23 protein-coding genes and 3 pseudogenes are annotated in these 26,569 nt (G+C 68.9%); 13 read left to right on the forward strand and 13 right to left on the reverse strand.

Annotated elements, in window-relative coordinates:
- Positions 1–740: 740 nt before the first annotated feature.
- The 4 genes from OG747_RS45835 to OG747_RS45850 form a co-directional block, all read right to left on the reverse strand.
- On the reverse strand, positions 741–2,024 hold the full coding sequence (locus OG747_RS45835) for an MFS transporter (RefSeq protein WP_405885285.1): 1,284 nt from the start codon (positions 2,022–2,024) through the stop codon (positions 741–743).
- Positions 2,025–2,534: 510 nt separating this feature from the next.
- Positions 2,535–3,020: a lipocalin-like domain-containing protein gene (locus OG747_RS45840; RefSeq protein WP_405885286.1), complete on the reverse strand. Its 486-nt coding sequence runs from the start codon at positions 3,018–3,020 to the stop codon at positions 2,535–2,537.
- Positions 3,021–3,093: 73 nt separating this feature from the next.
- Complete coding sequence (locus OG747_RS45845; RefSeq protein ID WP_405885287.1) at positions 3,094–4,671, reverse strand: aldehyde dehydrogenase (NADP(+)); 1,578 nt, start codon at positions 4,669–4,671, stop codon at positions 3,094–3,096.
- Entirely contained in the window at positions 4,668–5,297 is a 630-nt protein-coding gene (locus OG747_RS45850) for an isochorismatase family cysteine hydrolase (RefSeq protein WP_405885288.1), read from the reverse strand. Before OG747_RS45850 ends, OG747_RS45845 begins: the two co-directional genes overlap by 4 nt.
- A 153-nt stretch (positions 5,298–5,450) precedes the next feature.
- Here OG747_RS45850 and OG747_RS45855 point away from each other — a divergent pair, with 153 nt between their 5' ends.
- The 6 genes and pseudogenes from OG747_RS45855 to OG747_RS45880 all read left to right on the forward strand — a co-directional run bounded on the left by OG747_RS45855 (position 5,451) and on the right by OG747_RS45880 (position 8,829).
- Positions 5,451–6,059, forward strand: coding sequence for a TetR/AcrR family transcriptional regulator (locus OG747_RS45855; protein WP_405885289.1), 609 nt, complete (start codon positions 5,451–5,453; stop codon positions 6,057–6,059).
- A gap of 211 nt (positions 6,060–6,270) precedes the next feature.
- Positions 6,271–6,753 (forward strand): annotated as a pseudogene (locus OG747_RS45860) (oxaloacetate decarboxylase); the annotation flags it as partial.
- 70 nt (positions 6,754–6,823) lie between these two features.
- Entirely contained in the window at positions 6,824–7,027 is a 204-nt protein-coding gene (locus OG747_RS45865) for a hypothetical protein (RefSeq protein WP_405886128.1), read from the forward strand.
- Positions 7,028–7,244: 217 nt separating this feature from the next.
- The gene (locus OG747_RS45870; protein WP_405885290.1) at positions 7,245–7,445 is read left to right on the forward strand and encodes a hypothetical protein; all 201 of its coding nucleotides are present in this window, start codon (positions 7,245–7,247) and stop codon (positions 7,443–7,445) included.
- Positions 7,446–7,462: 17 nt separating this feature from the next.
- Positions 7,463–8,251, forward strand: a complete 789-nt coding sequence (locus OG747_RS45875) for an ArsR/SmtB family transcription factor (RefSeq protein WP_405886049.1) — start codon at positions 7,463–7,465, stop codon at positions 8,249–8,251.
- Between the two features lie 65 nt (positions 8,252–8,316).
- On the forward strand, positions 8,317–8,829 hold the full coding sequence (locus OG747_RS45880; protein ID WP_405885291.1) for a hypothetical protein: 513 nt from the start codon (positions 8,317–8,319) through the stop codon (positions 8,827–8,829).
- Between the two features lie 332 nt (positions 8,830–9,161).
- On the opposite strand, the gene sthA is transcribed toward OG747_RS45880, so the two are convergent.
- Both sthA and OG747_RS45890 read right to left on the reverse strand, forming a co-directional pair.
- A complete protein-coding gene (sthA, locus tag OG747_RS45885) occupies positions 9,162–10,565 on the reverse strand; it encodes a Si-specific NAD(P)(+) transhydrogenase (RefSeq protein WP_405885292.1) in 1,404 nt (467 codons plus the stop codon).
- Between the two features lie 290 nt (positions 10,566–10,855).
- Positions 10,856–11,644 carry an IclR family transcriptional regulator gene (locus tag OG747_RS45890; RefSeq protein ID WP_405885293.1) on the reverse strand — a complete coding sequence of 263 codons (789 nt, stop codon included), beginning with the start codon at positions 11,642–11,644 and terminating at the stop codon, positions 10,856–10,858.
- A gap of 106 nt (positions 11,645–11,750) precedes the next feature.
- On the opposite strand from OG747_RS45890, the gene OG747_RS45895 reads away from it, so the two are divergent.
- From OG747_RS45895 to OG747_RS45905, 3 genes and pseudogenes are all read left to right on the forward strand, one after another.
- Entirely contained in the window at positions 11,751–12,710 is a 960-nt protein-coding gene (locus tag OG747_RS45895; protein ID WP_405885294.1) for a 5-dehydro-4-deoxyglucarate dehydratase, read from the forward strand.
- A 127-nt stretch (positions 12,711–12,837) separates the two neighbouring features.
- Positions 12,838–13,660 (forward strand): annotated as a pseudogene (locus OG747_RS45900) (gluconate permease); the annotation flags it as partial.
- 61 nt (positions 13,661–13,721) lie between these two features.
- Positions 13,722–15,062 (forward strand): enolase C-terminal domain-like protein, encoded by a 1,341-nt coding sequence (locus OG747_RS45905; RefSeq protein ID WP_405885295.1) that lies wholly within the window; start codon positions 13,722–13,724, stop codon positions 15,060–15,062.
- Between the two features lie 113 nt (positions 15,063–15,175).
- Here the strand turns inward: OG747_RS45905 and OG747_RS45910 are convergent, their stop codons facing one another.
- The gene (locus OG747_RS45910; protein ID WP_405885296.1) at positions 15,176–15,796 is read right to left on the reverse strand and encodes an L-threonylcarbamoyladenylate synthase; all 621 of its coding nucleotides are present in this window, start codon (positions 15,794–15,796) and stop codon (positions 15,176–15,178) included.
- Positions 15,797–15,953: 157 nt separating this feature from the next.
- Positions 15,954–16,368 (reverse strand): annotated as a pseudogene (locus tag OG747_RS45915) (dihydroxy-acid dehydratase); the annotation flags it as partial.
- Positions 16,369–16,679: 311 nt separating this feature from the next.
- Here OG747_RS45915 and OG747_RS45920 point away from each other — a divergent pair.
- The 3 genes from OG747_RS45920 to OG747_RS45930 all read left to right on the forward strand — a co-directional run bounded on the left by OG747_RS45920 (position 16,680) and on the right by OG747_RS45930 (position 18,850).
- Complete coding sequence (locus tag OG747_RS45920; RefSeq protein ID WP_405885297.1) at positions 16,680–17,348, forward strand: MFS transporter; 669 nt, start codon at positions 16,680–16,682, stop codon at positions 17,346–17,348.
- A 171-nt stretch (positions 17,349–17,519) separates the two neighbouring features.
- Positions 17,520–17,690, forward strand: coding sequence for a hypothetical protein (locus tag OG747_RS45925; RefSeq protein WP_405885298.1), 171 nt, complete (start codon positions 17,520–17,522; stop codon positions 17,688–17,690).
- Positions 17,691–17,806: 116 nt separating this feature from the next.
- On the forward strand, positions 17,807–18,850 hold the full coding sequence (locus tag OG747_RS45930) for an NAD(P)-dependent alcohol dehydrogenase (protein ID WP_405885299.1): 1,044 nt from the start codon (positions 17,807–17,809) through the stop codon (positions 18,848–18,850).
- Between the two features lie 128 nt (positions 18,851–18,978).
- Here OG747_RS45930 and gndA read toward each other — a convergent pair whose 3' ends face one another.
- Positions 18,979–20,418 (reverse strand): NADP-dependent phosphogluconate dehydrogenase, encoded by a 1,440-nt coding sequence (gene gndA / locus OG747_RS45935; protein WP_405886050.1) that lies wholly within the window; start codon positions 20,416–20,418, stop codon positions 18,979–18,981.
- A gap of 858 nt (positions 20,419–21,276) precedes the next feature.
- On the reverse strand, positions 21,277–22,071 hold the full coding sequence (locus OG747_RS45940; RefSeq protein WP_405885300.1) for a polysaccharide deacetylase family protein: 795 nt from the start codon (positions 22,069–22,071) through the stop codon (positions 21,277–21,279).
- 473 nt (positions 22,072–22,544) lie between these two features.
- Here OG747_RS45940 and OG747_RS45945 point away from each other — a divergent pair, with 473 nt between their 5' ends.
- Complete coding sequence (locus OG747_RS45945; RefSeq protein WP_405885301.1) at positions 22,545–23,285, forward strand: SDR family NAD(P)-dependent oxidoreductase; 741 nt, start codon at positions 22,545–22,547, stop codon at positions 23,283–23,285.
- 518 nt (positions 23,286–23,803) lie between these two features.
- On the opposite strand, the gene OG747_RS45950 is transcribed toward OG747_RS45945, so the two are convergent.
- The 3 genes from OG747_RS45950 to OG747_RS45960 all read right to left on the reverse strand — a co-directional run bounded on the left by OG747_RS45950 (position 23,804) and on the right by OG747_RS45960 (position 26,416).
- Positions 23,804–24,463: a class I SAM-dependent methyltransferase gene (locus OG747_RS45950; protein WP_405885302.1), complete on the reverse strand. Its 660-nt coding sequence runs from the start codon at positions 24,461–24,463 to the stop codon at positions 23,804–23,806.
- Positions 24,464–24,623: 160 nt separating this feature from the next.
- Entirely contained in the window at positions 24,624–25,457 is an 834-nt protein-coding gene (locus OG747_RS45955) for a helix-turn-helix transcriptional regulator (protein ID WP_405885303.1), read from the reverse strand.
- A gap of 71 nt (positions 25,458–25,528) precedes the next feature.
- Positions 25,529–26,416, reverse strand: a complete 888-nt coding sequence (locus OG747_RS45960; protein ID WP_405885304.1) for an oxidoreductase — start codon at positions 26,414–26,416, stop codon at positions 25,529–25,531.
- Between the last annotated feature and the right edge of the window lie 153 nt (positions 26,417–26,569).

Here is a 26,569-nt window from a genome sequence, read left to right on the forward strand (position 1 = left end):
TTCCAATGGTGCATCAGCAGAGCTCGGCGGGGCTCCGTCACCGTTCGATGGCACAAGTGACGCCGCAGACTTCGATACGCTGCTCGCGCCGCGTCTTGCGTACTTCGCGGCGTGGCCCGGACCGAGCACGTGACGCGGGCCGCGCAGAAGATGCAGAAGACGCAGGTCCCGCAGAAAGAGTCACGTTGGGATCTTCAGGGGCCCGCCTCAGCTCTCCTAACCTCGCTCTTGACCCAGGGGTCGCCCAACTCCCCTCATGTTCCCGGCTGTTTGAACGGTGAAGCAGCCTGGCTGGTGCGGGTACACAAGGCCTACTCCGAGATCACCACCGCCCAAGCGCAGCAGCAGCTCGCGCGAGCCGAGGAAGGGCTGGTGGCCTGAGCCGACTCGATAGGCCCAAGATCGGCACCGGGCCACGGGATGGCAGACGCTTCATCGTGGGGCGTCCCGCCTCCTGTTGGGGTGCGCCGCGCTCAGCTCGCTGCCGCGAAGTCGGCCGGCTGGCGTGCAGCCGCGGAGTGCACCACAAAGTGACACAGTGATACGAAATTCGTCCCCGCGCAGTACATACCTACCCGGCGGTCCTTCGTTCTCTTCGGGAGCACAGCCATGACGCCTGCACTGGCGCGACGCGTCGTTCCGTCGCCGGGCGCCAAACCGGCCAGCACCGATACAGGAGAGCATTCCATGACCCCGTCCGCCCCAGCGGGTTGCCGTGTATGGGGGCCCGGCCTCGCGCTCTACCGCCGGCCGTTGGTGCCGCCGACGCGGCCGCCGTCCTCCGCATGCTTCTCAAGAGTGTCGGCGGCTACGGTCGTCGAGCCGGTTGCGCGCGGGACGCGCAGGGAGTGCCCCACCAGGACGACGCCTGCGAGCAGCAGGAAGCCGAGTCCGCTGTACACCACACCGGTCCACCCGAAGGCAGAGAACAGCACCCCGGCGACTGCGGATCCGACGGAGCCTCCGGCGAAGACCGCGAAGATGTAGACGGTGTTGAGCCGAGCCCTGATCGCGGGGCGCGCGGCGAAGATGCGCGCCTGGTTGGCTATCTGACCGCTGGTCGTCCCGTAGCCGAGAAGGTTGCAGCCCGCAGCGAGGGCGATCAGTGACCGGCCTGCGAACCCGAACAGCGCGAAGGCGAGCAGCGCCGACGTGAGGGACAGGACATTGACGCTGCGCGTGCCCCATCGGTCAGCAAGGCGCCCCGAGTAACGGGCGGCCAGGGCGCCGGGCACGCTGAACAGGCCGAAGAGCCCGATCACCGCGGGGCCCAGTGAGATCGGGGCCGCGGTGAGGTGGAAGGCGAGTGCCGACCAGAAGGCGGAGAAGGCCGCGAAGACCGTCGCTCCCAGCGCGGCCGACAGACGCAAGGGAGCGTGTTCGGCGATCAGCTTGGGGAGCGACGCCAGCAGACGGAGGTAGCTTTCCGACGCTCCGGTCGGGGTCGGCCGGTCGTGCGGCATGTAGCGCGGAAGGACCAGGAGCAGGGCTCCGGTGGCCAGGGCAGCGATGACGAATCCTGCCCGCCAGGTACCGGTGGCCTCGGCAATGAGGCCGGCGGCGGTGCGCGAGAGCAGGGCTCCCATGGTCAGCCCCGTCCCCACCGCTCCCAGGACGCGACCGGCATTGCCGGGAGTCGCCATGGAGACGACGGTCGGCATGATGACCTGCGGCAGCACGGTGCTGGCAGAGAGTATGAGGGTGGCCATGCTCAGCAGAGCGACCGAGGGGGCGAAAGCGCCCGCGAGGAGGGCGGTGGCGGTGACGGCCAGCAGAAGGATGGACAACCGGCGAAGCCGAACGGTGTCAGCAAGCGGGACGATGGCGATGATGCCCAGTGCATAGCCGATCTGTCCTGTCGTGGCGACCAGCCCGGCAGCGGAGGGTGATATCCGGAAGCCCCGGGCGATCTCGTCGAGGAGCGGCTGGGTGAAATAGATGTTGGAGACGGTGATCGCAGTTGCGGTGGCGAAGACGGGAATGGTTCCTCGCTTGACGTCCGGGCGGGTGGCTGCGCTGGTCATGGGGTCCTTGGGTCCTTATGTGCGTGAAGCACGGGTTGTGATGGGCGGCGATCGAGTCGACAGGGCGCGACAGCGGCTGTCACGGTGGTTCCGGCATGCCGTGGCGATCCGGCGACAATGCGCAGGCCGGTCCCTGTGCTCCCCGTTGCATACGCCCTGCCGGCGTGGCCGCAGCGCCTGCACGCCTACCGAAGCAATGCCTGTGCGCGGCATTGAGCCCATAGGACGACCTGGCACCGGGCGGCAACGGGAACATCGCCGTCGAGCACGTGCGGCAGAATCGCGCTTTCGCGGCTCGATGGACTGGCAACGCTCGATGCTCAGGCAGTCACGCCACGAGACCGGAACCGCTGATGACGGACAGCGACGCGGCCCTGGACGGGAGCACCGCAGAGGTGTCCGAGGAGGGCCCTGCGCTGGTGGAACGGACGCCGGGCGCGACCTCGCTCAGCCCTGCGGAATGATGTGCAGGGCACACTTCGCGAGGAGAGCCCGCGACGCAGGCCACAGTCAGGCCAGCCTGCTCCAGGTGAGTTCGGCTGTGCGTTCCGCACCCCACAGCCGGGTGGGAGTGGCGACGCCGAGTTTCAGGAGCGCGCCTTCGAAGGTCACCGTCCGAACTTGGGACCGCCCGATCCAGTTCGGGAAGAGGCTGGTCGTGACGTGGTGTTCGACGGTTGTGGGATCGACGACCTCGAACGGCCCGCCGTAGGCGACGTAGCCGGCCGCTGCCTGGGCAAGTTCGTCGGCCGCCGCGTCCTCGAGACGTGCCGATCTCAGGGGTGCGCGGTCGCCGCGCCCCAGCTGGGCGGACATGTATCCCTGAGGGGTGTAGACGATCAGGCCGTACGGGGTGGGGCCGAGGGGGTGGATGGCCTCCCCGTCGGTGCTCACCGCGGTGTAGGACACGAGTTGCCATGCGCCGAGCAGCTTCCCGCGTATCTCATCGCGGGCCTCACGTTCATTCCCCGCGGCAGCGTGGTCTGTGATGGACATGGAAGGGACTCCTTTCATTCCAGGAGAGCGAACGGGCCCCGTTCGGAAGAGCGAACGGGGCCCGTGGCAACGATCAGTGCTGGGTGAGTTCGCCGTCGACGAGCCGCCACAGGTGCAGCGGGTTCGCCTCGCGCAGTGGCTGCGGCAGGAGTTCGTCGGGGAAGTTCTGGTAGGTGACCGGACGTACGAACCGCTCGATCGCACCCATGCCCACGGAGGTGAAGCGGCTGTCGGAGGTGGCCGGGAACGGGCCTCCGTGGGTGGAGGCGTAGGAGACCTCCTGCGGGATCGAGAAGGTGTTGAACACGATGCGTCCGGTGCGGCGTTCCAGGATCGGCAGGAGCTGTTCGGCGGCGGCGCGGTCGGCGGCCTCGGCGTGCATGGTGGCCGAGAGTTGTCCGCGGAAGGCGCGGGCCACGTCGAGCAGTTGATCCGGGCCGGTCAACCTGACCAGCAGGATGGCGGGGCCGAAGACCTCCTCGCGCAGGGCAGGTTCGGCCAGCAGTTGCTCACCGGTGACCTCGTACAGCAGGGACTGGCCGTCCCACGCCCCGGCCGGGGCCGGGCCCGCGCCGATGCGGGTGGCGCCGTTCTCCTCCATACGTTGTGCGTTGCGGGTGTAGGAGTCGTGGATGCCGGGGGTGAGCATGGTCCGTGCGGCCGCCTTCTCCACCTCGGCCGTCGCCGCGTCACGCAGTTCCCGGAAGCCGGGTCCGTCGACGGCGAGGAGGATGGCGGGCTTCAGGCAGGCCTGCCCGACGTTGTACATGGCGCGCTGGACCAGGCCGCCGCCTATCTCGGCGCCGCGGGCCGCCAGGGCGGCAGGCAGCACGAAGGTCGGGTTGACACTGGTCATCTCGGTGAACACCGGGATAGGGTCGGGACGCTGCTGAGCCCGGCGGTAGAGGGCCATACCGCCGCCCTCGGAGCCGGTGAAGGTGACCGCCCGGACCAGAGGATGGTCCACCAACGACTCACCGATCTCGTTGCCGGCGCCCCGGACGAGGGAGAAGACTCCTTCGTGCAGTCCCGCCTCGGCGACGGCCTGCTGGATGACACGGCCCTGGATCTCGGAAGCACCCGGGTGTGCGTTGTGGGCCTTGACGATGACGGGACAGCCGGCCGCCAGGGCCGAGGCGGTGTCGCCGCCCGCCACTGAGTAGGAGATCGGGAAGTTGCTGGCGCCGAAGATCACCACGGGGCCCAGGGCCACCTTCTGCAGCCGGTGATCCATGCGCGGCGCAGGCCGGCGGTCCGGCTGGGCGGGGTCGATGGCCGCCTGGAGGAACCGGCCCTGACGGACGACTACGGCGAACTTGCGGAACACGCCGGCGGTCCGGAGTGCCTCGCCCTCGAACTGCGCGACGGGCAGGCCGGCCTCCAGCGAGGCACGCTCGGCGAGCTCGTCCTTGACCGCCTCGAGCTTGTCCGCGATCAGGTCCAGGAACGCGGCCCGCTCGGCCAGCCCGGTGTGGCTGTAGCTGTCGAAGGCCTCGTCGGCGAGGCGGAGCGCACGGTCGACCTCGGCGGCGCCGCCGAAGGCGAACTCGGGCCCGATGAGCTCTCCGGTCGCGGGATTGAGTGCCTTCATCGTTCCCGCGTCGGCAGGCACGCGGGACGCTCCGATCAGCAGTTCTCCGGTCAGTGTCATGCGTGCGCTCCCTTGAATGCGGCGGTGAGCTCGTCCGTGGTGGTGATGGCGTGGGCGTAGGTGGGGCCGTTCAGCTCGTGCGCGGCGTGCATCATCTCGGGGAGGACCGCCGCGGTGGCGTCACGCACCAGCGTTACGTGGTACCCGAGCTCCATGGCGAACCGGCCGGTGGACTCGATGCAGGTGTTCGCCAGCAGGCCGACGACCACGACGTGGGTGATGCCGTGCTGCTTGAGCTGGAAGTCCAGGTCAGTGTTTGCGAACCCGCTCTGCCCCCAGTGCTCCTGAACGACGACGTCGCCGGGCTGCGGCTGGAAGTCGGGGTGGAACTCCCCGCCCCAGGTTCCGCGGGCGAAACTGTGTCGCTCCATGATGGCCTGCTGGGTGGGGTTGGGGTGATCCCACGTCTCGTAGTCCCCCGCCTCCCAGCGACGGTGCGGAACGAACACCACGCGGACACCAGTCTCACGGGCGGAGGCGACCACAGAGCGCAGGTGGTCCAGCAGGCCCACCTCCTCCGCCATGGGCTCCAGGCGCGGCCAGATCTTGCCGCCCTCGGACAGAAAGTCGTTGTAGGGGTCGACCAGCAAAACGGCCGTGTGGCGGGGGTCATAGGTCTGGGACACGGTTCCTGCTCCGATCTGGATGATGGCTAACATGCAGTTGCTAGATTACGTCCAACATCCTGAAAGTCAAATAAACGGCATTGGAGCTGCCTCTATGCCAGGGGAGTATGATGGCCATCATCCAATCGCGCGGTGGTTACACTGCGCCGCCCCATGAAAGGCAGGGCCGACATGGGCCACTCGCAGGCGGAGAAAGCGGCGACCCGCGAAAGGGTCCTGCGGATCGCGTCCCGCAAGGTCCGCACCGAAGGCGTCACCCGCCCCGGCATCGCGGACCTCATGAAGGAAGCCGGACTGACGCACGGCGGCTTCTACAAGCACTTCGACTCACGTGATGACCTGATCACCCAGGCCGCCGCCATTGCCCTGGCCGAGGGCTCAGCGAAGATGGAGCGCGCCGCGCGGAAGAACGAGCAGGATGCACGGGCCGGTCTCGTTGACGCCTACCTCGCGAAACAGCACCGCGACGTGCCGGCCACCGGCTGCGCGCTGGTCCCCCTCGGTGCCGCCGCGGGACGCGGTGACCAGCACTTCAAAGAAGCCTATGAGAAGCAGGTCCGCACGTACCTGGAACTGATCGCAGGCCTGGACGGCAATGTCGAAGATGCCCGGGCCGAGGCGATGCTTACCCTCAGCGCCCTGGTTGGCGCCGTACTCATATCCCGGGCCGTGGCCGACAAGGACTTCTCAGACGAACTACTGGAGACGGTCTCCAAGCAACTCAAGCGATACGCGTCAGGAACTTCGTCTCCCGCCGCTTGACACGTACCCCCGGCCCCGGCCCCGGCCCCGGCCCCGGCCCCGGCCCCGGGCCCGGGGCCGGTGGGTCCGGTAGGGTTTCGGGCCGCGGCCGACCTGACGTGATCTGATCTTCCCGACAGCTGATCTTCGTGGGCTGATATGTCTTCCAACGGATCTTGCCCAGAACAAGCACGCCGGGGAGCCGTGGGAGCTGTCGGCCTTGTCTGCGGCGGTGAGCACACCGTCGTCTCTCGCCTCGCTGCGGGAGCTGATCGACGCAGAGGGAGGACCGCTGCTGCCGGGCGTAGTCAATGCTCTGACCGCCCGCATCGCCGAAGGCCTCGGCTTCGACGCCCTCTACGTCACCGGTGCCGGGGTGAGGAACACCTTCCTTGGGCTCCCCGACATCGGCCTGCTGTCGCTACCGGAGATGGCTGCCCACGTCCGCGCCATCACCGATGCCGTGGCCATCCCCGTGGTCGTCGACGCCGACACCGGCTTCGGCAACGCCGTATCGGTCGGCCGTACCGTACGCATCCTGGAGAAGGCCGGCGCCTCGGCGGTGCAGCTCGAAGACCAGGTCGCCCCCAAGCGCTGTGGTCACTTCGACGGCCAGGAGGTCATCCCCGCCGACGAGATGCGCCAGAAGATCCGCGCTGCTGTCGAGTCCCGGCGCAGCCACGACACCCTTGTCGTGGCCCGCACCGACCTACGTGCCCGGCACGGACTTGCCGAAGCGCCGGAGCGCGCAGCCCTCTACGCCGAGGCCCGAGCCGCTCCTTGCCATGGGTTTCTCGGTGCACCTGTACGCCAACACGGCCATGCGGGGAGCCATCCGCGGCACCCAGACCGTCCTGGCCGGACTGCGCGACGCGGGCGCACTGGACCCCGTACTCGACCAGCTCACACCGTGGGACGAGCGGCAGCGGCTGGTGCGCCGCGCCGACCACGACGAACTGGAGAAGCGTTACCGCACCGAGCAATTCTGACCACGCGAGCTCCGTCCGGCACTCACCGGACCGCCGGAGAGCTGCGCATCGAACGGCAGTAGGGGCGAGGCCCCCACTGCCCGCACGATCAACACACAGGGCGAGACTATGGCCAAGCCAACCTCTTACTCGGCAAGTGTCGATGCTCCGCTTCCTCACGAGGAAGACATCGCGAAGGTGATCGGCGCTGACTACGGACCCCGATGCCACCCTGCACGTGCTGAAGATGTTCGCGGGTACGGAGGACATGTTCCCGGCGCTCATCGGCATGGTGAGGGCGATCTTCGGAGCTTTCGGCATCGACGCGAAGCACCGCGAGGTGCATCCTGCGTGCCGCTTCGGTTCACCACCCACCCCGGACGCCGGCCCACTCACTGTTGACATTATGCAGGTGATTGCCTGCATAATGGAGGCGTGAACCTCGAAGCGAGTGCGATGGACTCGGTCTTCAAAGCACTGGCCGACCCCACCCGACGACTCCTGCTGGACCGTCTGCGCGAGCACAACGGCCAGACACTGAGCGAGCTGTGTGAACGCTTGGACATGGCCCGCCAGTCGGCGACACAGCATCTCGACATCCTTGAGCGGGCCAACCTCGTGACCGTCGTCCGGCGCGGACGGGAACGACTCCATTACCTCAACCCGGCGCCGATCCACGAGATCGAAGAGCGCTGGATCTCGGGGTTCGACAAGCCCCGCCTGCAAGCGATCAGTGCCATCAAGAACCAGGCAGAGGAGTACGCCATGACCAACGGACGCATGTCCGTGCCGACCTACGTCTATGTCACCTACATCCGCGCAAGCGCGGAGCAGGTGTGGCAATCCCTGACGGACGCTGACCTGACGGCGCGTTACTGGGGACACGCCAACGTTTCGGACTGGCAGCCGGGCTCGACCTGGGAGCATCGGCGCGTCGACGGATCAGGCGTCGTCGATGTCGTCGGTCGAGTGATCAAGGCCGATCCCCCGACGCGCCTGGTCATCACCTTCGACGACGCCCCCGACGCCGAATCGCCAAGAGAACCGTCGGTTGTCACCTTTCTCGTCGAACCACACCAGGACATCGTCCGCCTCACCGTGACCCACGAGAATCTCCCCAACCAGGAGATGCTCAACGGCATCTCGCGCGGATGGCCGGCCGTGTTGGCGAACCTCAAGTCGCTGCTCGAGACCGGCGAGGTCCTTCCGCAGGCGCCATGGGAGATGTCTGGCGCGCACACCTGAGACGGCAGTCGCCACAGCCCTTCCCGTATCCATTCCGCGCACGACCGCAGAGAGAAGAAGACCTGATGGACACCACCCCGCTGCGGGACGCCTACCGCGCGCTGCTGGACGCCGCTGCCACCGTGGCCGACTCCGGTGACACGAGCCCCGTCCCGCCGACCGGCGAGTGGAACGCCGACCAGATTCTGGCGCACGTCGCCATCGTCAATGCCACCACGATCACCGCCGTCTCGTCTGTGGCTTCGGGAGCGAATACGACGTACGACAACCGCACAGCGCTCGACACCTGGACCATCGAACGCGTCATCGCGCTCGCCGGCGGCAACGCGGGGCTTCGGAACCGCATCCGTCTCCAAGGAGAGGCCCTCTGCGCGCTCGGCGGACCGATGCTGAGCGAGACCGAACTCGGCACACCGGTGCCCACCCTGCTCCTGTCCAACGGCACAGTCCTGGTCGATCAGCCCGTGCCGCTGAGGGACCTCATCACGGGCCTCGCGGAAGTGGAGCTGCCCGGCCACGCGAAACAGCTCCTGGCGCTACTGCCGGAAGGCGCCAGGGCCGAAGCCGCTGCAACGTGATCTTCCGGCGTGTGACATCTGTTCCCGGTGTGCGGTGGCTCCATGCCGGCACCGAGCGCCTGGCAGACGGCCTTGGCCGCCGCCGCTGAGTGCGTCCCCGGCCGTCCATGAAGGCCCGAAACCGAACAACTCGTCCACAAGCGCTGGGGTGGCGGCCTGCCCCGGCACCGCTCCGGGACGACCACGCCGTCGACGAACAGTTGACGCAGCAGCGGGCCAACGCCCGGGTCAACTACCTCGTCACGCCGGCGATGAGCACGGCCGCGCGCCGGCGGGAGTTCGCACTGCTGCGGCTGTCCGGCCCTCGGTGCCCCGGAGGGCGGCGCGGTCGGTCAGTCCCTGAGGCGGTCTATCTGGCGGATCTTGTTGGTCGCGTCCAGGGCGGCGACCTTGTAGGACTCCGCGAGCGTCGGGTAGTTGAACACCGCGTCGACCAGGTAGTCGACCGTGCCGCCACAGCCCATCACCGACTGGCCGATGTGGATGAGCTCGGTGGCGCCGGTGCCGAAGCAGTGCACGCCGAGCAGTTTGCGATCGTCGGGGGAGACCAGCAGCTTGAGCATGCCGTGCGAGTCGCCGATGATCTGGCCCCGGGCCAGTTCGCGGTAGCGGGAGATACCGACCTCGAACGGCACGCACTCCTCGGTCAGCTGGTCCTCGGTCCGCCCGATGAAGCTGATCTCCGGGATGGTGTAGATGCCGATCGGCTGGAGGTCGTGCATCGGGTGCACCGGCTCGCCGAAGGCGTGGTACGCCGCCGTACGGCCCTGCTCCATCGAGGTCGCCGCCAACGCCGGGAATCCGATGACGTCGCCGACCGCGTAGATGTGCGGCACGTCGGTGCGGTAGTTCTCGTCGACCTTGATGCGGCCGCGCGGATCGGCGGACAACCCGGCCTTGTCCAGGTCGAGTTCGTCGGTGAGGCCCTGCCGGCCCGCGGAGTACATCACGGTGTCCGCGGGAATCTTCTTGCCGCTCTCCAGGATGGTGAGTGTGCCCCGGGGATGACGTTCGACCGCGGCGACCGTCTCCCCGAAGCGGAAGGTGACGGCCAGGTCGCGCAGGTGGTACTTCAGCGACTCGATCACCTCGACGTCGCAGAAGTCGAGCATCCCGGGCCGCTTCTCCACCACCGTGATCTTGCTGCCGAGGGCGGCGAACATGGAGGCGTACTCCATGCCGATCACGCCTGCCCCGACGATGACCATGGAGCGTGGCACCCCCTCCAGGTTGAGGACGTTGTCCGAATCCATGATCGTCCGCCCGTCGAACTCGACGCTCGCGGGCCGGGCCGGCCGGGTGCCGGTGGCGATCACGATGTGCTCGGCCGTCAACAGCTTTTCGTTGCCGTTCGCCTCGACCAGGGCGACGGTGTGATCGTCCACGAAGCGGCCGATGCCGGCGAAGAGGGAGACGTGGTTGCGGGACAGCTGACTGCGGATGACGTCGACCTCCCGGCTGACCACGTGCTGGGTGCGCGCGGTCAGATCGCTGACGGTGATGTCGTCCTTGAGCCGGTAACTCTGGCCGTACATGTCGCGCTGGTTGAGGCCGGTGAGATAGAGGACCGCCTCGCGCAAGGTCTTGGAGGGGATGGTCCCGGTGTGGATGGAGACCCCGCCGACCATGTCGGGGCGGTCGAGGACGGCGACCCGGCGGCCGAGTTTGGCCGCGGCGATGGCGGCCTTCTGGCCACCCGGGCCGGATCCGATGACAAGCATGTCGAAGTCGCGCACCCTCCGGAGTCTGTCAGGCCGAAGTCCTCCTCCGAAAGGGTGAATTGGCAACCGTCGGCCTCATACGAGGGAAATGAGGAAGGGTTGACGCTGCGCCGTCCGGCAACGGTGCGGTCGAACCGCAGGTGGGCGTGCCCGCCGACGATCACCTACTCATCGGCGTCGGCCTCTTCGATCTCCGCCAGGACGGCGGGACCGTACCGGGGCATGACCATGTTTGACGTTTGAGGCTTGACGGACGGTGGCACATGCCGGGCCGGCCGTTCCGTTGAACCGATCAGATGATCGGTTCAACGCCAGTCGGGAGCGCCCGAGGCGGGCGGCACCAGCGTTTCGATCTTCATCCTCATCTCCCGCATGACGGAGACGATGCGGGCCCCGTGCTCCTCGGTGAGCCGGGCCACCGGAACCGAGCAGCTGATGGCGTCGACAGCCGGTGTGTCGTACCGCAGGGCGAAGCCGAAGCCCGCGATACCGGGCACCGTCTCCTCGCGGTCGGTGGAGTAGCCGCGCTCGCGCACCTCCGCGAGGTCGGCGAGCAGGCCGGCGCGACCGGTGTGAGTGTTCTCCGTGAGGGCGGTCAACGGCTCGGCGGGGAGCGGGAGTTCGCTGTCCGGACGCTCGGCGAGCAGCGCCTTGCCGAGGGCGCCGGCGTGGGCCGGGATCCGGCGGCCGACCCGGCTGAGGGTACGCGCGTACTCGTGGGACTCGCGGGTCGCGAGATAGACGACGTTCGGACCGTCGAGGCGCGCCAGGTGGATCGTCTCGCCGAGCGCGTCCGAGGCTTCGTCGAGGTACGGGCGGACCACCCGTACATGCTGGTCGCCGTCGAGATAGCTGGTGCCCGTGAGCAGGGCGCGGATTCCGATGCCGTAGAGCGAACCGGTGGTGTCCGTACGCACCCAGCCGCAGTCGACGAGGGTCTGCAGCAGCTGGTACATGCTGCTGCGCGGCACCCCGAGCTCGGCGGCGAGTTCGTCCAGACGGGCCGGCCGGTCGCCCCGCCCGGCGAGCAGTTCCAGCAGCGCGACCGTGCGGGCCGCTGACTTCACTCCACGCACACCACTGCTCTCCGGCATGGGCCCCATCGTAAATCCGCCGTGCCGCACCCATTGACCCCACGCGTTCACGAACCTAGCCTCCATCTTCATACATAGACGTCATCTGCATATGAGGACGAGATTCATGACACGGTTCAGCGCGGCGGCCGAGGGCGTGGCCGAGCGGCTGCGGGAGGGCATGATGGGCGGGGTGCTCTCCTTCCCACTCACGAGCTTCCGGGAGGACGGCGATCTCGACCTGGAGTCGTACCGGGCGTATCTGACGGCCCAGTTGGCGACCGCACCCGGCGCGGTGTTCCCCGCCTGCGGAACCGGGGAGTTCTTCTCGCTGGACGAGGACGAGTACCGCGCGATCGTCGGGGCCACGGTCGAGATCGCCGCCGGACGGCTGCCGGTGGTCGCGGGCATCGGCTACGGCTGGGCGCAGTCGCTGCGCTTCGCCCGGATCGCGGAGGAGGCCGGTGCGGACGCCGCGCTGGTGCTGCCCCACTACCTGGTCGTGGCCCCGCAGGACGGGCTGGTGGAGCAGCTGCGGCGGATCGCGGCCGGTACGTCGCTCCCGCTGATCGCCTACCAGCGCGGCCAGGTCGCCTTCACCGCCGACAGCCTGCGCCGGATCGCGGACATCCCCACGGTCATCGGCCTCAAGGACGGCCACAGCGACCTCGACCGGCTCCAGCGCCTCACGCTCGCCGCGCCCGACGGCTTCCTCTTCTTCAACGGCGCTTCCACCGCCGAGATCCAGGCCCGCGCCTACGCCACCGTGGGCGTCCCCGCCTACTCGTCGGCGGTCCACGCCTTCGCGCCCGAGATCGCGGACGCCTTCTTCGCGGCCCTGCGGGACGGCGACGAGGCGAGGGTGACCCAGCTGCTGCGGGACTTCTACGTCCCGCTCGTCGAGCTGCGCGACCGGGTGCCCGGCTATGCCGTCTCGCTGGTCAAGGCGGCCGCCAGGCTGCGCGGTCTGCCGGTCGGCCCGGTCCGCGCCCCGCTCACCGACCCGGGTCCGGACGACCTCGCCGCGCTGGAGAAGGTCCTGGACGACGGCCTGAACCTGGTCGGTGCAGTACGCCGATCAGCCTGACGAATCACACCATCTGTCACCTGTCACCTGCCATCCGTCACCTGTCATCTGGTCCAACGGTTCAAAGGGGAACTGAGACGTGCCGCTCCTCGTAGTCGGGATCAGTGTTCTGGTCCTGCTGCTGCTCATGACCAAGTTCTACGGCCTGTTCATCGCCGTCCCCATCGGTGCGCTCATCGCGCTGGTGTGGCCGCGGCTGCCGTTCGTCAAGGCGATGAATCCCTCGATACCCCAGGGCCTGGTCAGCGAGCGGGTGTTCGAGGACGAGGAAATGCCCGCGTTGGGCTGGTCGCTGGGTGTGGTCCTGTTCCCCGTGGCACTGATCGTGGGCGCCGCGGTGACCGACATGGCCACCTCCGGTTCGAGCCCGTTCCTGCACTTCGTCGCCTTCACCGGCTCGGCGCCGATCGCACTGCTGCTGACCCTGATCCTGGCGGTCTGGGCGTTCGGGCCGCGGATCGGCCGGAGCCTGGCCGACGTCAGCGCCTCCTGCAATTCCGCGGCGCAGGCGACGGCGGTGATCCTGCTGGTGATCGGTGCGGGCGGCGCCTTCAAGAACGTTCTGGTCGAGGGCGGAATATCCGACTACATCAAGGACCAGACGCACGGCTGGTCCATCTCGCCGATCGTCCTCGCGTGGCTCATCGCCGTCATCCTCCGGGTGGCCCTGGGCTCGGCGACGGTCGCCGTCGTCACGGACGTCGGGCGTGGTGCTGCCGTTCCTGGCGGGCAGCGGGGTGCACCCCGAGATGATGGTGCTCGCCGTGTGCTGTGGCTCCATCGCCTTCTCGCACGTCAACGACCCCGGATTCTGGCTGTTCAAGGAGTACTTCAACCTCTCGGTCGTCGAGGCGATCAAGGTCCGCACCAGCTGTACGACCGTGCTCGCCGTCCTCGGTCTGGGCGGTGTCCTGGTGGTCGAGTGGGCCCTTGACGTCCTCAGCCTCTGAAGCCCCCGCAGCTTTTTGATCACCGGCCCCCTCACCCTCGTACACAAGGACTTCGCAGACCATGAGCATGCGCAAGACCCAGCCGACCGTCACCGCGTTCTCCGTCTATCCGGTCGCCGGCCGGGACTCCATGGAGCTGAACCTCTCCGGCGCGCACGGCCCCTACTTCACCCGGAACGTGGTCGTCCTCACGGACTCGGAGGGCCGTACGGGCCTCGGCGAGGTCCCGGGCGGGGAGAAGATCACGCGGACGCTGCGGGACGCCGAGTCCCTGGTCGTCGGGGCGCGGGTGGGTGACTACAAGCGCGTCCTGCGCGAGATCGGGGACCGCTTCGCCGACCGCGACGCCGGCGGACGTGGTGCCCAGACCTTCGACCTGCGGACCACCGTCCATGCCGTCACCGCCGTCGAGTCGGCGCTGCTCGACCTGCTGGGGCAGCACCTCGACGTACCCGTCGCGGCGCTCCTGGGCGACGGTCAGCAGCGCGCCTCCGTAAGGGTCCTCGGCTATCTGTTCTACGTCGGTGACCCCGACCGCACCGATCTGGAGTACGCCCGCGAACCCGACGCGGCCGTGGACTGGTACCGGCTCCGGCACGAGGAGGCGCTGTCGCCGGAGGCGATCGTCCGGCAGGCCGAGGCCGCCTACGACCTGTACGGCTTCCGGGACTTCAAGCTCAAGGGCGGTGTTCTGGCGGGCGCGGAGGAGGTCAAGGCCGTACGGGCGCTGAAGAACCGCTTCCCCGAGGCGCGGATCACCCTCGACCCGAACGGCGCCTGGTCACTGGGCGAGGCCGTCGAGCTGTGTACACTCCTGGTCGGCACCCTCGCCTACGCCGAAGACCCCTGCGGGGCCGAGGGCGGCTACTCCGGGCGGGAGATCCTGGCCGAGTTCCGGCGGGCCACTGGCCTGCCGACCGCGACCAACATGATCGCCACCGACTGGCGGCAGCTCACCCACGCCCTGGCCCTGCAGTCGGTGTCGATCCCGCTGGCCGACCCGCACTTCTGGACCCTGCAGGGATCGGTGCGCGTGGCACAGTTGTGCAACGCGATGGGGCTGACCTGGGGGTGCCACTCCAACAACCACTTCGACATCTCGCTGGCCATGGTGACCCACTGCGGGGCTGCGGCCCCGGGTGAGTACAACGCCCTGGACACGCACTGGATCTGGCAGGAGGGGCTGGAGCGGCTCACCGAGGACCCGCCGCGTATCGTCGACGGCGAGATCGCCGTGCCGGACGCGCCCGGTCTGGGCGTCCGACTGGACATGGACCGGCTCCTCGCGGCCCACGAGCTCTACCGGGAGAAGGCACTGGGGGCGCGTGACGACGCCGTCGGGATGCGCTACCTCGTTCCCGACTGGGAGTTCGACAGCAAGCGTCCGTGTCTGGTGCGTTAAGCGTCTCCCATCAGCTGAGCGAGCCCGTGTCGGACGTGGCGTCCGGCGGGGGATCTGTCCACCGGAGGCCCTGCCCGGCGACCCCGCACCGTTCCGGACAGGGCCGTGCCCTGCTACTCGAACCGGGCGGGGTCGCCCGCTCCCCGGCGTACGATCTCGGGCTCCCCCTGCGAGAAGTCGATGACGGTCGTCGGCTCGACGCCGCAGTCGCCGGAGTCGAGGACCGCGTCCACCACGTGATCGAGTTCCTCCTTGATCTCCCAGCCCTGGGTCAGCGGCTTGTCCTGATCGGGGAGGAGCAGGGTGCTCGACAGAAGTGGCTCGCCGAGCTCGGCGAGGAGCGCCTGGGCGACGACATGGTCGGGAATCCGGACGCCGACCGTCTTCTTCTTCGGGTGCAGCAGACGGCGCGGCGCCTCCTTGGTCGCCGGGAGGATGAAGGTGTAACTGCCCGGGGTCGAGGCCTTGATCGCGCGGAAGACCGTGTTGTCGAGGCGTACGAAATGGGCCAGCTGCGCGAAGTCCTGGCACATCAGGGTGAAGTGGTGCCGGTCGTCGAGCCGGCGGATCGAGCGGATCCGATCGAGTCCTTCCCGGTTGCCCAGCTGGCACCCGAGGGCGAAGCAGGAGTCGGTCGGGTAGGCGACGAGACCACCGCCGCGGATGATCTCCGCCACCTGGCTGATGGTGCGTTGCTGGGGGTTCTCCGGGTGCACGTCGAGATACTTGGCCATGCGCCGAGCTTAGATCGGCGGCGGAGGTCTTCCCGGTTCCCACCTCCACGTCGAGCGGCTGGGTGACGTGGCCGACGTCCAGCCGCCGCGCGGCGACATCGCAGCCGACCTGGTCGCCGGTTTCGACGCGGCCGAGGCGCCCGCGCGGTGGAAGTAAGTCCTCCATGAGGTGCCGTCCGGCCGGCTGGAGGTCGACAGGCTGGTGCACCACGGCGTTCGGGGAGCCACCGATGGCCGCGAGCGCGACGACGGGGTTGAGGAACGAGCCGCGGGTGGGGGTGGTCCTGGGACGGCGGCCCGCGGCGACCATGTCGACGGCGAGGCGGCAGGTGACGTGGGCGCCCTCCGGCAGACGGCTGTCCGGTGCGGGGGTACGGGCCAGACCGCGGAGGGTGGTGCCAGCGCCTCCGTGGCGCAGGACATGGTGGACGCCGTATCCGGACATCCGTACCGCAGCCCAGCGGCTTGCCGCGGAAGGTGCCGGTGAGCATCGGACCGCCCGGCACGACGACCGCGGGCAGATCCACCGAGGCGGCCGCCATGAGCAGCGAGGGGATCGTCCTGTCGTAGCCGCTCGGAGGCGGTGTCGGCGATCGCGAGGCGCAGACGGTCTCGACCGTACCGTCGGCCTGGAGGACGTACCCGACGGCTACCGGGCGATGGCCACCCGCAAGGCGCTGAAGGTCCTCATCCAGCCCTGAAGCCGGACCTGACCGCCCCGGTCCTCCCAGGACGACCCCGAGCCCCGGACGGGTCGGGGCGGGCCCGGTACCGGCACTTCCGTGCTGCCGCTCGCTGGTCATGCCCTCCAGCCTGGCGGCGCCGTGACCGACTGACGTACGGTGTCATCGAGGCCGGTGCCGGCGGATTCGCCGCGCCGCAGGTGCTGGTCGCGCTGGGCCTTGCGGTCGTGGCGCTGATCGTGTTCCTGGTGGCGCAACAGCGCGGGGCGCACCCGATGGTGCCGCTGGACCTGTTCCGTTCTCGATCCGTGGTGATTCCGCTGCTGGGTGGTTTCGCCTTCACCGTCGGCTTCTACGGCCTGGTGTTCCTGCTCAGCCTCTACTTCCAGGAGTTGTGCGGACTGTCCTCGTCGGCGACAGGCCTCGCGTTCCTGCCGATGACCATCGTGACCGCCTTCATGAACCTGGTGGCCGCCCGGGCCGCGGAGAAGTTCGGGGCGCGGGTGCCGATCTCCGTCGGTCTGTTCCTGATGGCGGTGGGCCTGACGGTGCTGTGCGTCGTCCCGCAGTCGACGCCGGTCTGGCTGATGGCCGTCCTGCTGGGTCCGGTCGGGGTCGGCGGCGCTCTGGCCGTGCCGTCGCTCACGGCGGTGCTGCTGGACAACGTCCCGGCCGAGCGGGCCGGCACCGCGAGCGGGGTCCTCAACACCTTCCGACAGATGGGCGGCGCTCTGGCGGTGGCGGTCTACGGCGCGCTGATCACCACCGACTTCCTGCACGGCATGCGCGTCAGTCTGACGATCTCGACCGTGCTGCTGCTCGTGATCGCCGCGGCCTCCCTGACGCTGAAGCCCACCCCGCAGAAGTGACGCCCGCAGCCCGAACGCATCAAGGAGACGAACCCATGACCTCGACCTCGACCTCGACCTCGACCTCGACCTGGACGAGCGACGAGCTCGACCGGATCGGATCAGCGGAGGAACTCGACGTCGCGTCCGTGCGACGCGACGGGCTCACTGAGCAGTTGGCGGACGATCTGGGTGGTCCGTGTCGGCGACGACATCCACGTCCGCTCCGTGAAAGGCCCCGGCTCCGACTGGTACCGCGGCACCCGCGCCCGCTACTCCGCGAACACCATCCGACGCATCGCGAGCCCTACGGCGGGCTCCACGACGATGCGCCTGATACCGCGCCGAGCAGTGGACGCCTAGTCGGAGACCAACAGCCACGCGGTTGTTGAGGACCCACCAGATCGGACCCACCAGATCGGACCCACCAGATCAGACCCACCAGATCAGAACCACCAGATCAGAACCACTGGAGAATCATGCTCACCGTCAACGCGTACGCCGCCACGTCCGCCACCGAACCGCTCGCGCCGACCACCATCGAGCGCCGTGACGTCGGCCCGCACGACGTCCTCATCGAGATCAAGTACTGCGGCATCTGCCACTCCGACATCCACAACGCCCGCAGTGAATGGGGCCCGGCGACCTACCCCATGGTCCCCGGCCACGAGATCGCCGGCATCGTCACCCAGGTCGGCTCCGAGGTCACCAAGCACTCCGTCGGCGACCGGGTCGGCGTCGGCTGCATGGTCAACTCCTGCCGCGCGTGCGCGCCCTGTCTGCGGGGCGAGGAGCAGTACTGCCAGAAGGGCAACACCCTCACCTACGGCTCCATCGACACCGACGGCACGCTCACCCAGGGCGGCTACTCCACCCACGTCGTGGTGACCGAGGACTTCGTCGTCACCATCCCCGAAGGCATCGGCCTCGACGAGGCGGCCCCGCTGCTCTGCGCCGGCATCACCACGTACGCGCCGCTGCGCCGCTGGGGCGCGGGCCCCGGCAAGAAGGTCGCCGTCATCGGCCTCGGCGGACTCGGGCACATGGCCGTCAAGATCGCGCACGCGATGGGCGCCGAGGTCACCGTGCTGTCGCAGTCGCTGAAGAAGGTGGACGACGGCCTGCGGCTGGGCGCCGACCACTACTACGCCACCAGTGACCCGGTCACCTTCGAGCAGCTCGCCGGCAGCTTCGACCTCATCGTCAACACGGTGAGCGCGAAGCTCGACCTGGACGCGTACCTCGCCATGGTCGCGGTGGGCGGCGCGATGGTCAGCGTCGGCGCTCCGGCGGAGCCGCTGTCGCTGAACGTGTTCTCGCTGATCATGCAGGGCCGCTCCTACGCCGGTTCGCTGATCGGTGGCATCCCCGAGACCCAGGAGATGCTGAACTTCTGTGCCGAGCACGGCATCGGCGCCGAGGTCGAGGTCATCCCCGCCGAGAAGATCAACGAGGCGTACGAACGCGTCCTGGCCTCGGACGTGCGCTACCGCTTCGTGATCGACACCGCGACGCTGGCCTGACCCACCGCGGCACCGTCCGCACCCTCTACCCCGTACAAGACGGGAGGGTGACCGTGTCTTCCTGCTTCCCGGGAGGCGCCCGGTGGTCCCACCGGGCGCCTCCCGCTCGTACGGGCCTCTCGCCGCTGTCAGCCCGTCGTCTCGGGGCGGTCGGGCTGGGACCAGTGGGTGTGGAAGGTGCCGGGGCGGTCGGTGCGCCGGTAGGTGTGGGCGCCGAAGTAGTCGCGCTGGCCCTGGAGCAGGGCGGCGGGCAGGCGGTCGGCGCGCAGGGTGTCGTAGTGGGCGAGGGCGGCCGAGAAGGCGGGGACGGGGATGCCGCGGCGGGCGGCGGAGGCGACGATCTCCCGCCAGGGCACCTGGGCGTCGGTGATCTCCTCGGCGAAGCCCTTCTCGCCGAGCAGGCTGACCAGGTCGGGGTCGGTGGCGTAGGCGGCGCGGATGCGGTCCAGGAAGGAGGCGCGGATGATGCAGCCGCCGCGCCAGATCCGGGCGACGGCTCCGAGGTCGATTTTCCAGCCGTACTCGGCGGCGGCATCCTGGATCATCTTCCAGCCCTGGTCGTAGGCGATGACCTTTGAGGCGTAGAGGGCGTGTTCCACCTGTGAGGTGAAGCGTGCGGCCTCGGTGCGGCTCAGCGCGACACTCGTACCGCCGGGCAGGCCTTGGTAGGCGGCGCGCAGGTCGCTCTGGCCGGAGGCGGCGCGGGCGAAGGTGGCCTGGGCGATGGCGGTGACGGGGGAGGCGAGGTCGAGGGCGGTCTGCACGGTCCAGCGGCCGGTGCCCTTCTGCCCGGCGGCGTCGGCGACGATGTCGACGAACGGTCTGCCGGTGGCCTGGTCGGTGTGGGCCAGGACCTGGGCGGTGATCTCGACCAGATAGGAGCCGAGGCGGCCCTGGTTCCAGGTGCGGAAGACCTCCGCGATCTCACCCGGGGTGTACCCGGCGACCTGGCGGAGCAGGTCGTAGGCCTCGGCGATGAGCTGCATATCGGCGTACTCGATGCCGTTGTGGACCATTTTGACGAAGTGTCCGGCCCCGTCGGTGCCGATGTGGGTGGCGCAGGGTTCGCCGTCGACTTTGGCGCTGATGCTCTCGAACATCGGGCCGAGCACGGCGTACGACTCCGCCGAGCCGCCGGGCATGATCGACGGGCCGTTGAGAGCGCCCTCCTCGCCGCCGGAGACGCCGGCGCCGACGAAGTGCAGGCCGCGTTTGCGCAGGGCGGCCTCGCGGCGGCGGGTGTCGGCGAAGTGGGCGTTGCCGCCGTCGATGATCATGTCGCCGCTTTCCAGGAGCGGGGCGAACTCGTCGATGACGGCGTCGGTGGCCGCACCGGCCTGCACCATGATCATGAGGCGGCGGGGGCGTTCGAGCGCGGCCACGAACTCCTCGGCGGTCTCGGCCGGGGTGAAGCTGCCCTCGTGGCCGAACTCCTCGACGAGCGCGCGGGTGCGGCCGGCGGTGCGGTTGTGGACGGCGACGGTGTAACCGTTGCGGGCGAAGTTGCGGGCCAGATTGCGGCCCATCACTCCCAGGCCGGTGACACCGATGGATGCGGATGCGTTCATGAGGCTGCCTGTCCTTTGAATATCGGCCATGTCATGGGGCGGGGCGACCCCGTGACCATGGGTACGGGGCAGCGGCCGGGTCTTCTCGATGCCGAGGCGGGAAATACCTCGTCGGTTTCCCGTCGGCCGCCGTTCAGGTGCGGGAAGCGCCCCTGTTCCAGGCACCCAGTAGCCCCTGCTGACAGCCGCCGACCGGTCGACACCCGTCGCCGCGCGGAGAGGAGTTCTCCTTGTCGCGGAAGTCGGCGACCCACTCGGAGGTGGTCCTGAGGCCGGCGAATGTGTAGAAGTGCAGCTTGAGTTCGCCGTGGCGGCCGGTGTCGTAGACCTTGGCCAGGGCCCGGATGAACCGGTCGGGCCCGGCCCCATGCGGTTGGTGAGCGAGAAGCCGTACTTCTTGGCGATGGACTCACTGGTGCCGACGCCGAAACGGGCGGCGTAGGTCCTCAGCCGCCTGATCCCGGCGGGCCCGGACACGCCGATCCGGACGGGCAGGTCGATGCCCCGCGCCCGTACCGCCTCGACCCAGGGGAGAACGGCGTCGACGTCGAAGCCGAACTGGGTGATGACGCCGCCGGGCAGCCCGTGCTCCTCAAGGGCGGTGCTCTTCTGCTCGATCGCCGACCAGAGCACCGGATCGACGATGGCGGGGTGCCCCTCCGGACAGCCACTCACGCCGACGTGCCGTACACCGTATTTCTGCAGCAGCACGCACCCGACTGTGTGGCTCGCCTGCGGTGACGGCGAGGTCCCTGAGCGCCGCGCCGCCCCGGGTCGGGCCGGCCGGTGATGGTCCGCTCTCCGCGGCAGCCTCGCCGGCCGGGCCTACGAGCCCTGTCCCGGGCGAGCGAGTGGTACTCAGCGCACGGGAAAGCCGAAGGAGTACCCCTGCTGCTTCAGCCACGGCAGGACCTCGCGCAAGGCGGCCACCGTCTGGGAGCGGTCCCCGCCCGCGTCGTGGAAGAGGATGGTCGGGCCGTTGGAGATCTCGTTCTTGACGGTGGCGACGATGTTGCCGGTGCCGCGGCGTTCGAAGTCCTTGGAGTCGACGTTCCAGCCCAGCGGCCGCATACCCCGGGAAGCGGCGAGGTGCCGGCTGTAGGGGGTGAAGGCACCGCCCGGGGCCCGGTAGTAGAGCGGCCGGACGCCTCCGGACGCTTGGGTGATCATGCGTTCGGCGCCCAGGATCTCCTGTGACTGGTAGGCCTGGGATTTGGTGTCCATGGTGGTGTCGTGCGACACGGTGTGGTCACACAGCCGGTGCCCGGCCGCCACCACCGCCTTGACCAGGTCCGGGTGTGCCTGGGCCTGCGTGCCCACCATGCAGAACGTGGCCTTCACGCCGTTGTCCCGCAGCACCTGCAGGACCTGCGGCGTCCAGATGGGGTCCGGCCCGTCGTCGATGGTGATGTTGATACCGCGGGCCCCGCGGTCCGAGGCATGGGCGATGTCCACCGACACCGCCGCCCCTCCGGGGGCCTTGGACCCGTCGTTCGACGCGCCGGAGTGCGCTGAACTGCCTGCCGACGCGTGCTGCCCCTCGACGGGATCGGCCTGCGCGGTCCACAGCGAGGTGGCGGCAGCCGCCGCCGTCACTCCGACCGCCGCCGCGAGCACCCGCCCGTGCCATCCCCGTCCGCCACGCCGCGCCATGTCCGCCCCACTCCTTGCCGTCCTTGTCGATCTCGTGCACCCGTGAGGACGGAGGGGGGCGGCCGGAGGATGCGTCTGTTACCGATCAAGGACAATTCCGCGGGGATTCGGGGACAGGGCGGTGACACAACGGCGGGAGAACTCCTCGATCCCGCTGCCGATGCCCGTGATTCGCCAGCCACTGATGCGTCATTGTCAGTACTCCTGACGGTGCCCGCTCGGTCCCGTCGACCCGGTGGATCGTCCTCCTGAGTGCGCTGAACCGTCGGACTGCCCCCAGTGGTCGACTCCGGAAGTCCTTCGGGGCGTGCGAACCTCGTTGTTACTGGTCAACGGCCTGGGGCAGGCGGTCGCGTGTGCCGGTGACGCTCGTGTGAGGGCCACGGCCGGGTGGGGACGCCCGCGGCCCCCGTCGAACGCCACGGCGGATTACCGCCAGACACTCCACTTGCCCGGCGAACATGCTGGTTGCCATGAACAAGATCGAAGGCAAGACAGCCCTGGTCACCGGCGGGAGCCGCGGTATCGGCGCGGCGGTGGCGTTGAAGCTGGCTCAGGACGGTGCCGATGTGGTGCTGACCTATGAGCGCGACAAGGAGAGTGCGGCCGTCGTGGTCGACCGGATCGAGGCGCAGGGCCGTCGGGGGCTGGCGGTGAGGGCTGACAGCGCCGACGTGGCCGCGGTGGCAGGGGCCGTGGATGAAGCGGCTGCGGCATTCGGCAGCCTCGACGTTCTCGTGAACAACGCCGGAGTGTTTCTGGTAGGCCCGATGGAAGACCTCGGATCGGCGGAGTTCGACCGCACCATGGCGGTCAACGTGCGGGCACCATTCGTGGCCTCGCAGGCAGCGGCGCGCCACATGGGCAACGGAGGACGCATCGTCAGTATTGGCAGCAACGTGGCCGAGCGGACGGTGTTTCCCGGGTTCAGCCTGTACGCGATGAGCAAGACCGCGCTCATCGGCATGACCAAGGGCTTGGCGCGCGATCTCGGACCGCGGGGTATCACCGTCAACCTCGTGCATCCGGGGCCGACCGATACCGATGCCAACCCTGCCGACGGTCCGAACGCCGAATCGATCCGCGGTCTGACCGCCCTTGGGCACTATGCCACTCCAGACGACATCGCCACCACCGTCGCCTTCCTGGCCGGCGCCGACGCCCGCTACATCACCGGAACGACGATCAGCGTCGACGGCGGCTTCGCCGTCTGAGAAATGGATTCCAGCCGGGGCCGGCACCCCGCCGCCGACTCAAGCAGGACCATCTCAAGCCCTGGCAGTACCGGTCCTGGACCTTCGTTCGCGACCGGGACTCGCGCGACCGGAACTTCCGGGAACAGGCGGTCCGGGTGATGGGCGGTACGCCCTACCCTGGCCCCGGACAGGCACGTGCCCTGCGTGTCAATCACGAGTACCGGCGCGGCTGGCGCTTCGGCCTACCTGGCCACCCAGGTCATGACCACCGAGCCCCGGATCAAAGATCGTGCCGTCCATGACCAACGAGGAGCGGCTGCCGCTGGTCAGCCCGGAGCAGTCGGCGTCCTGGCCGCGATCATCCAACGACTATGGGACGCCAATCGGTCAAGATCCCGCTGGTCGCATCTCACGATGAGCACGAGCGCATCACCGGGCCGCTGCTGCCGCACCTCTTCCGGCGCCGCCCCAACTGGCCGGTCTCGGCATGTCCGTCGTCACCGACACCGCATCTCCGCCTCAACCAGAGACGCACCTCACGGCCGTTCGGGCTTTCGGGCGAGCAAGGTGGCGACAGTCCTCTTGGTTCCTTCGCCGGGCTCTTGCAGCAGTCGTGCCGTGACGACGAGACCGGCCTGGTCCAACAGCTCGACCATCCGATCCGGCGGCAACAGATAGGACTGGTAAGACACCGGATGGCCGCCATACGCCTGCGTCGGACGCAGATGCTCGTCGGCTCCCACGTAGCCGGCGAGCATCAGACAGCCGCCGGGTGCGAGCGTGCGACGGAACTCGGTGAACACGACCGGCAACAACTCCGGCGGCGTGTGGTGGACGGAATAGTAGGCAAGGATGCCGCCGAGCTCGTTGTCCTCGATTGCCAGCGCGGTCATTGACCCGACGGTGAAACTCAGATCCGGGTGCGCCTGACGGGCCAGCTCGACCATCGCGGGCGAGAGGTCAATGCCGAACGTGGATACCCCCAGCTCTGCCAGGTACGCGGTTACCAGGCCGGGCCCGCATCCCAGGTCTGCGACAGCCCCGGCATCGGCCGTCCGTACAACCTCGGCGAACGCGGCCAACATCGCGCGCGACAGCGGATCCAGCTCCGCCGGGCTCTTGACCTGCGCGAAATAGTCGGCGGCGACCGTGTCGTACGACTCCCGGACGGCGGCGAGGTAGGAGAGAGCAGTCACGCGGGCGACTCTAGAGGAGGGGCCCGCGCCTTGCCCAGGGGCCCAGGGCACAGGCGCCGAGGCCTGATGGACAGGGCGGCCGCGACCCTGTTCTCGAAGACGCGCCGCTTCCGGACGATCACGGCGTCCACGACCAAACTCTGGGTCTACGAGCTGGTGGTTACAGGGGGTATGTGCCCATGGCGGAGAGGAGCCTGAGTTTTTCGTAGCTGTCCGAGCCCGGGGTGGCGGTGAAGATGAGCATGGCTTGGGCCGGGTCGGTGGCGAACAGGGCCTGGCAGTGCAGTTGGAGGTGGCCGAGTTCGGGGTGGACGATCGTCTTGCGTTCGTCGTGGCGGAAGCCGATTTCGTGTTGGTTCCACAGGTGGGTGAACTCCGTGCTGAGGGCCTGGAGTTGCTGGATCAGAGCGGTCGTGCGGCGGCTCTGGTCACTGTCGACGTGTGCGGTGCGCAATTGGGAGACGAGGATGCGGCTGTGGAGGTCGTGGTCGGCTTCGGGGTAGAGGGACCGGGACCGAGTGTCGGTGAACCAGCGGTAGATCATGCTCCGGGCCGGGCCGGTGAAGTGGGTCTGGTCGCCGAGCAGTGCGGTGGCCAGGCGGGTCTGGGCGAGCGTTTCGGCGAGGTCGGTGACGACCTGGGCAGGGGTGTCTTCGAGGCGGTCCAGGATGCGCATCATGGCGGGGCTGACGTGGTCGGTCCGGGAGACGCGTCCGGGGGTGGGATGGCCGGCCAGGCGGAAGAGGTGGTCGCGTTCGTCCAGGGACAGACGCAGGCCACGGGCGAGGGCTGCGGTCATCTGTTCGGATGGTTGCGGGCCGCGTTCTTGTTCGAGCCGGACGTAGTAGTCGACCGACATGCCGGTCAGCGCGGCGACGTCCTCACGGCGCAGGCCGGGGGTGCGGCGGCGCGGCCTCTTGACCAGTCCGACGTCCTCGGGTTGCAGGGCCTCGCGGCGCCGACGCAGGAAGTCGGCCAGTTGGGATCGGTCCACTTTCCCATTATTCCGGTGGTGGATGTCCGGGACGGGCATGGCGTGTCCCCTCGTGAGCTTGTGGGGTCGGGTCAGTGGTGATGGACCCGGTAGTGGACCCCGGTCAGTTCCTCGGACCGGTCCCACAGGCGGCGTGCGAGGGAGGTGTCGCTGTCGCGCGCGGTGCGCTTCTCGACGACGGGGCGCCGACCGCTACGACCACCGGGTCCGACGTAGGAGTCCCCGGGCAGGTCCTGGGTAGCGGCGTACAGGGTGGGCAGCGCGCCGAACTCGGGCTGCTTCTGGGCGATGAAGCGGTATCCGAAGCGGGTGACGGCGGCTTGGAGACCGCCGATATGCCGGTCCAGGGCCGTGACGGCCACGCCGGGATGGGCGCTCAGGGCCCGCACGGGGCTTCCTGCCTCGGTGAGACGGCGCTGTAGTTCGAGGGTGAACAGCAGGTTGGCGAGCTTGGACTGCCCGTAGGCGCGCATGGGCCGGTAGGTGCGGTGCTGCCAGTTCAGGTCGTCCAGGTCGATGCGCCCGATCCGGGCCAGTCCCGAGGACACGGTGACGATCCGGTCGCCGATGTGCGGGAGCAGCAGATTGGTGAGCGCGAAGTGGCCCAGGTGATTGGTGCCGATCTGCAGCTCGAAGCCGTCAGTGGTCCGGCCCTGCGGCACGGCCATGATCCCGGCGTTGTTGACCAGGATGTCCAGGGTGCCCGACCATGCGTCGGCGAAGGCCCGCACCGAGGCCAGATCGCCCAGGTCCAGAGTGCGTACCTCGGTGTCCCCGGCGATGGCCTCGGCGACCGCCCGGCCCTTGGCCGGGTCGCGCACGGCCAGCACGACCCGCGCCCCGGCCCGGGCCAGTTCGCGGGAGGTGACCGCACCGAGCCCGCTGGAGGCGCCGGTCACCACCGCCGTGCGCCCGGACAGGTCGGGAAGCGGGGCGGGGGTCCATGTCTCGGTGGCCATGATCAGGCTCTTCTCTTCGTAACGGGAGTGGGCGGGGGAAGCGTCCCGAGCCCGTACAGGGCGGGCCTCCCTTTCCGAGCCACTATCGGCGCACGCCACGCACAGCGGGAGAGGAGCGTTTATCCATGGCATGGCAGTACATGGATGGGCGGC

It is taken from the genome of Streptomyces sp. NBC_01384 (genome assembly GCF_045040035.1).
Taxonomy (GTDB): Bacteria; Actinomycetota; Actinomycetes; order Streptomycetales; family Streptomycetaceae; genus Streptomyces.

Coding starts and splice junctions, on each gene's coding strand:
- OG747_RS45940 (WP_405885300.1), bottom strand. CDS start 22,071: ATGGCGCGGCGTGGCGGACGGGGATGGCACGGGCGGGTGCTCGCGGCG.
- OG747_RS45895 (WP_405885294.1), top strand. CDS start 11,751: ATGACACGGTTCAGCGCGGCGGCCGAGGGCGTGGCCGAGCGGCTGCGG.
- OG747_RS45960 (WP_405885304.1), bottom strand. CDS start 26,416: ATGGCCACCGAGACATGGACCCCCGCCCCGCTTCCCGACCTGTCCGGG.
- OG747_RS45880 (WP_405885291.1), top strand. CDS start 8,317: ATGGACACCACCCCGCTGCGGGACGCCTACCGCGCGCTGCTGGACGCC.
- OG747_RS45905 (WP_405885295.1), top strand. CDS start 13,722: ATGAGCATGCGCAAGACCCAGCCGACCGTCACCGCGTTCTCCGTCTAT.
- OG747_RS45835 (WP_405885285.1), bottom strand. CDS start 2,024: ATGACCAGCGCAGCCACCCGCCCGGACGTCAAGCGAGGAACCATTCCC.
- OG747_RS45845 (WP_405885287.1), bottom strand. CDS start 4,671: ATGACACTGACCGGAGAACTGCTGATCGGAGCGTCCCGCGTGCCTGCC.
- gndA (WP_405886050.1), bottom strand. CDS start 20,418: ATGAACGCATCCGCATCCATCGGTGTCACCGGCCTGGGAGTGATGGGC.
- OG747_RS45865 (WP_405886128.1), top strand. CDS start 6,824: ATGGGTTTCTCGGTGCACCTGTACGCCAACACGGCCATGCGGGGAGCC.
- OG747_RS45890 (WP_405885293.1), bottom strand. CDS start 11,644: ATGCCGGAGAGCAGTGGTGTGCGTGGAGTGAAGTCAGCGGCCCGCACG.
- OG747_RS45910 (WP_405885296.1), bottom strand. CDS start 15,796: ATGGCCAAGTATCTCGACGTGCACCCGGAGAACCCCCAGCAACGCACC.
- OG747_RS45840 (WP_405885286.1), bottom strand. CDS start 3,020: ATGTCCATCACAGACCACGCTGCCGCGGGGAATGAACGTGAGGCCCGC.
- OG747_RS45875 (WP_405886049.1), top strand. CDS start 7,463: ATGGACTCGGTCTTCAAAGCACTGGCCGACCCCACCCGACGACTCCTG.
- OG747_RS45930 (WP_405885299.1), top strand. CDS start 17,807: ATGCTCACCGTCAACGCGTACGCCGCCACGTCCGCCACCGAACCGCTC.
- OG747_RS45855 (WP_405885289.1), top strand. CDS start 5,451: ATGAAAGGCAGGGCCGACATGGGCCACTCGCAGGCGGAGAAAGCGGCG.
- OG747_RS45945 (WP_405885301.1), top strand. CDS start 22,545: ATGAACAAGATCGAAGGCAAGACAGCCCTGGTCACCGGCGGGAGCCGC.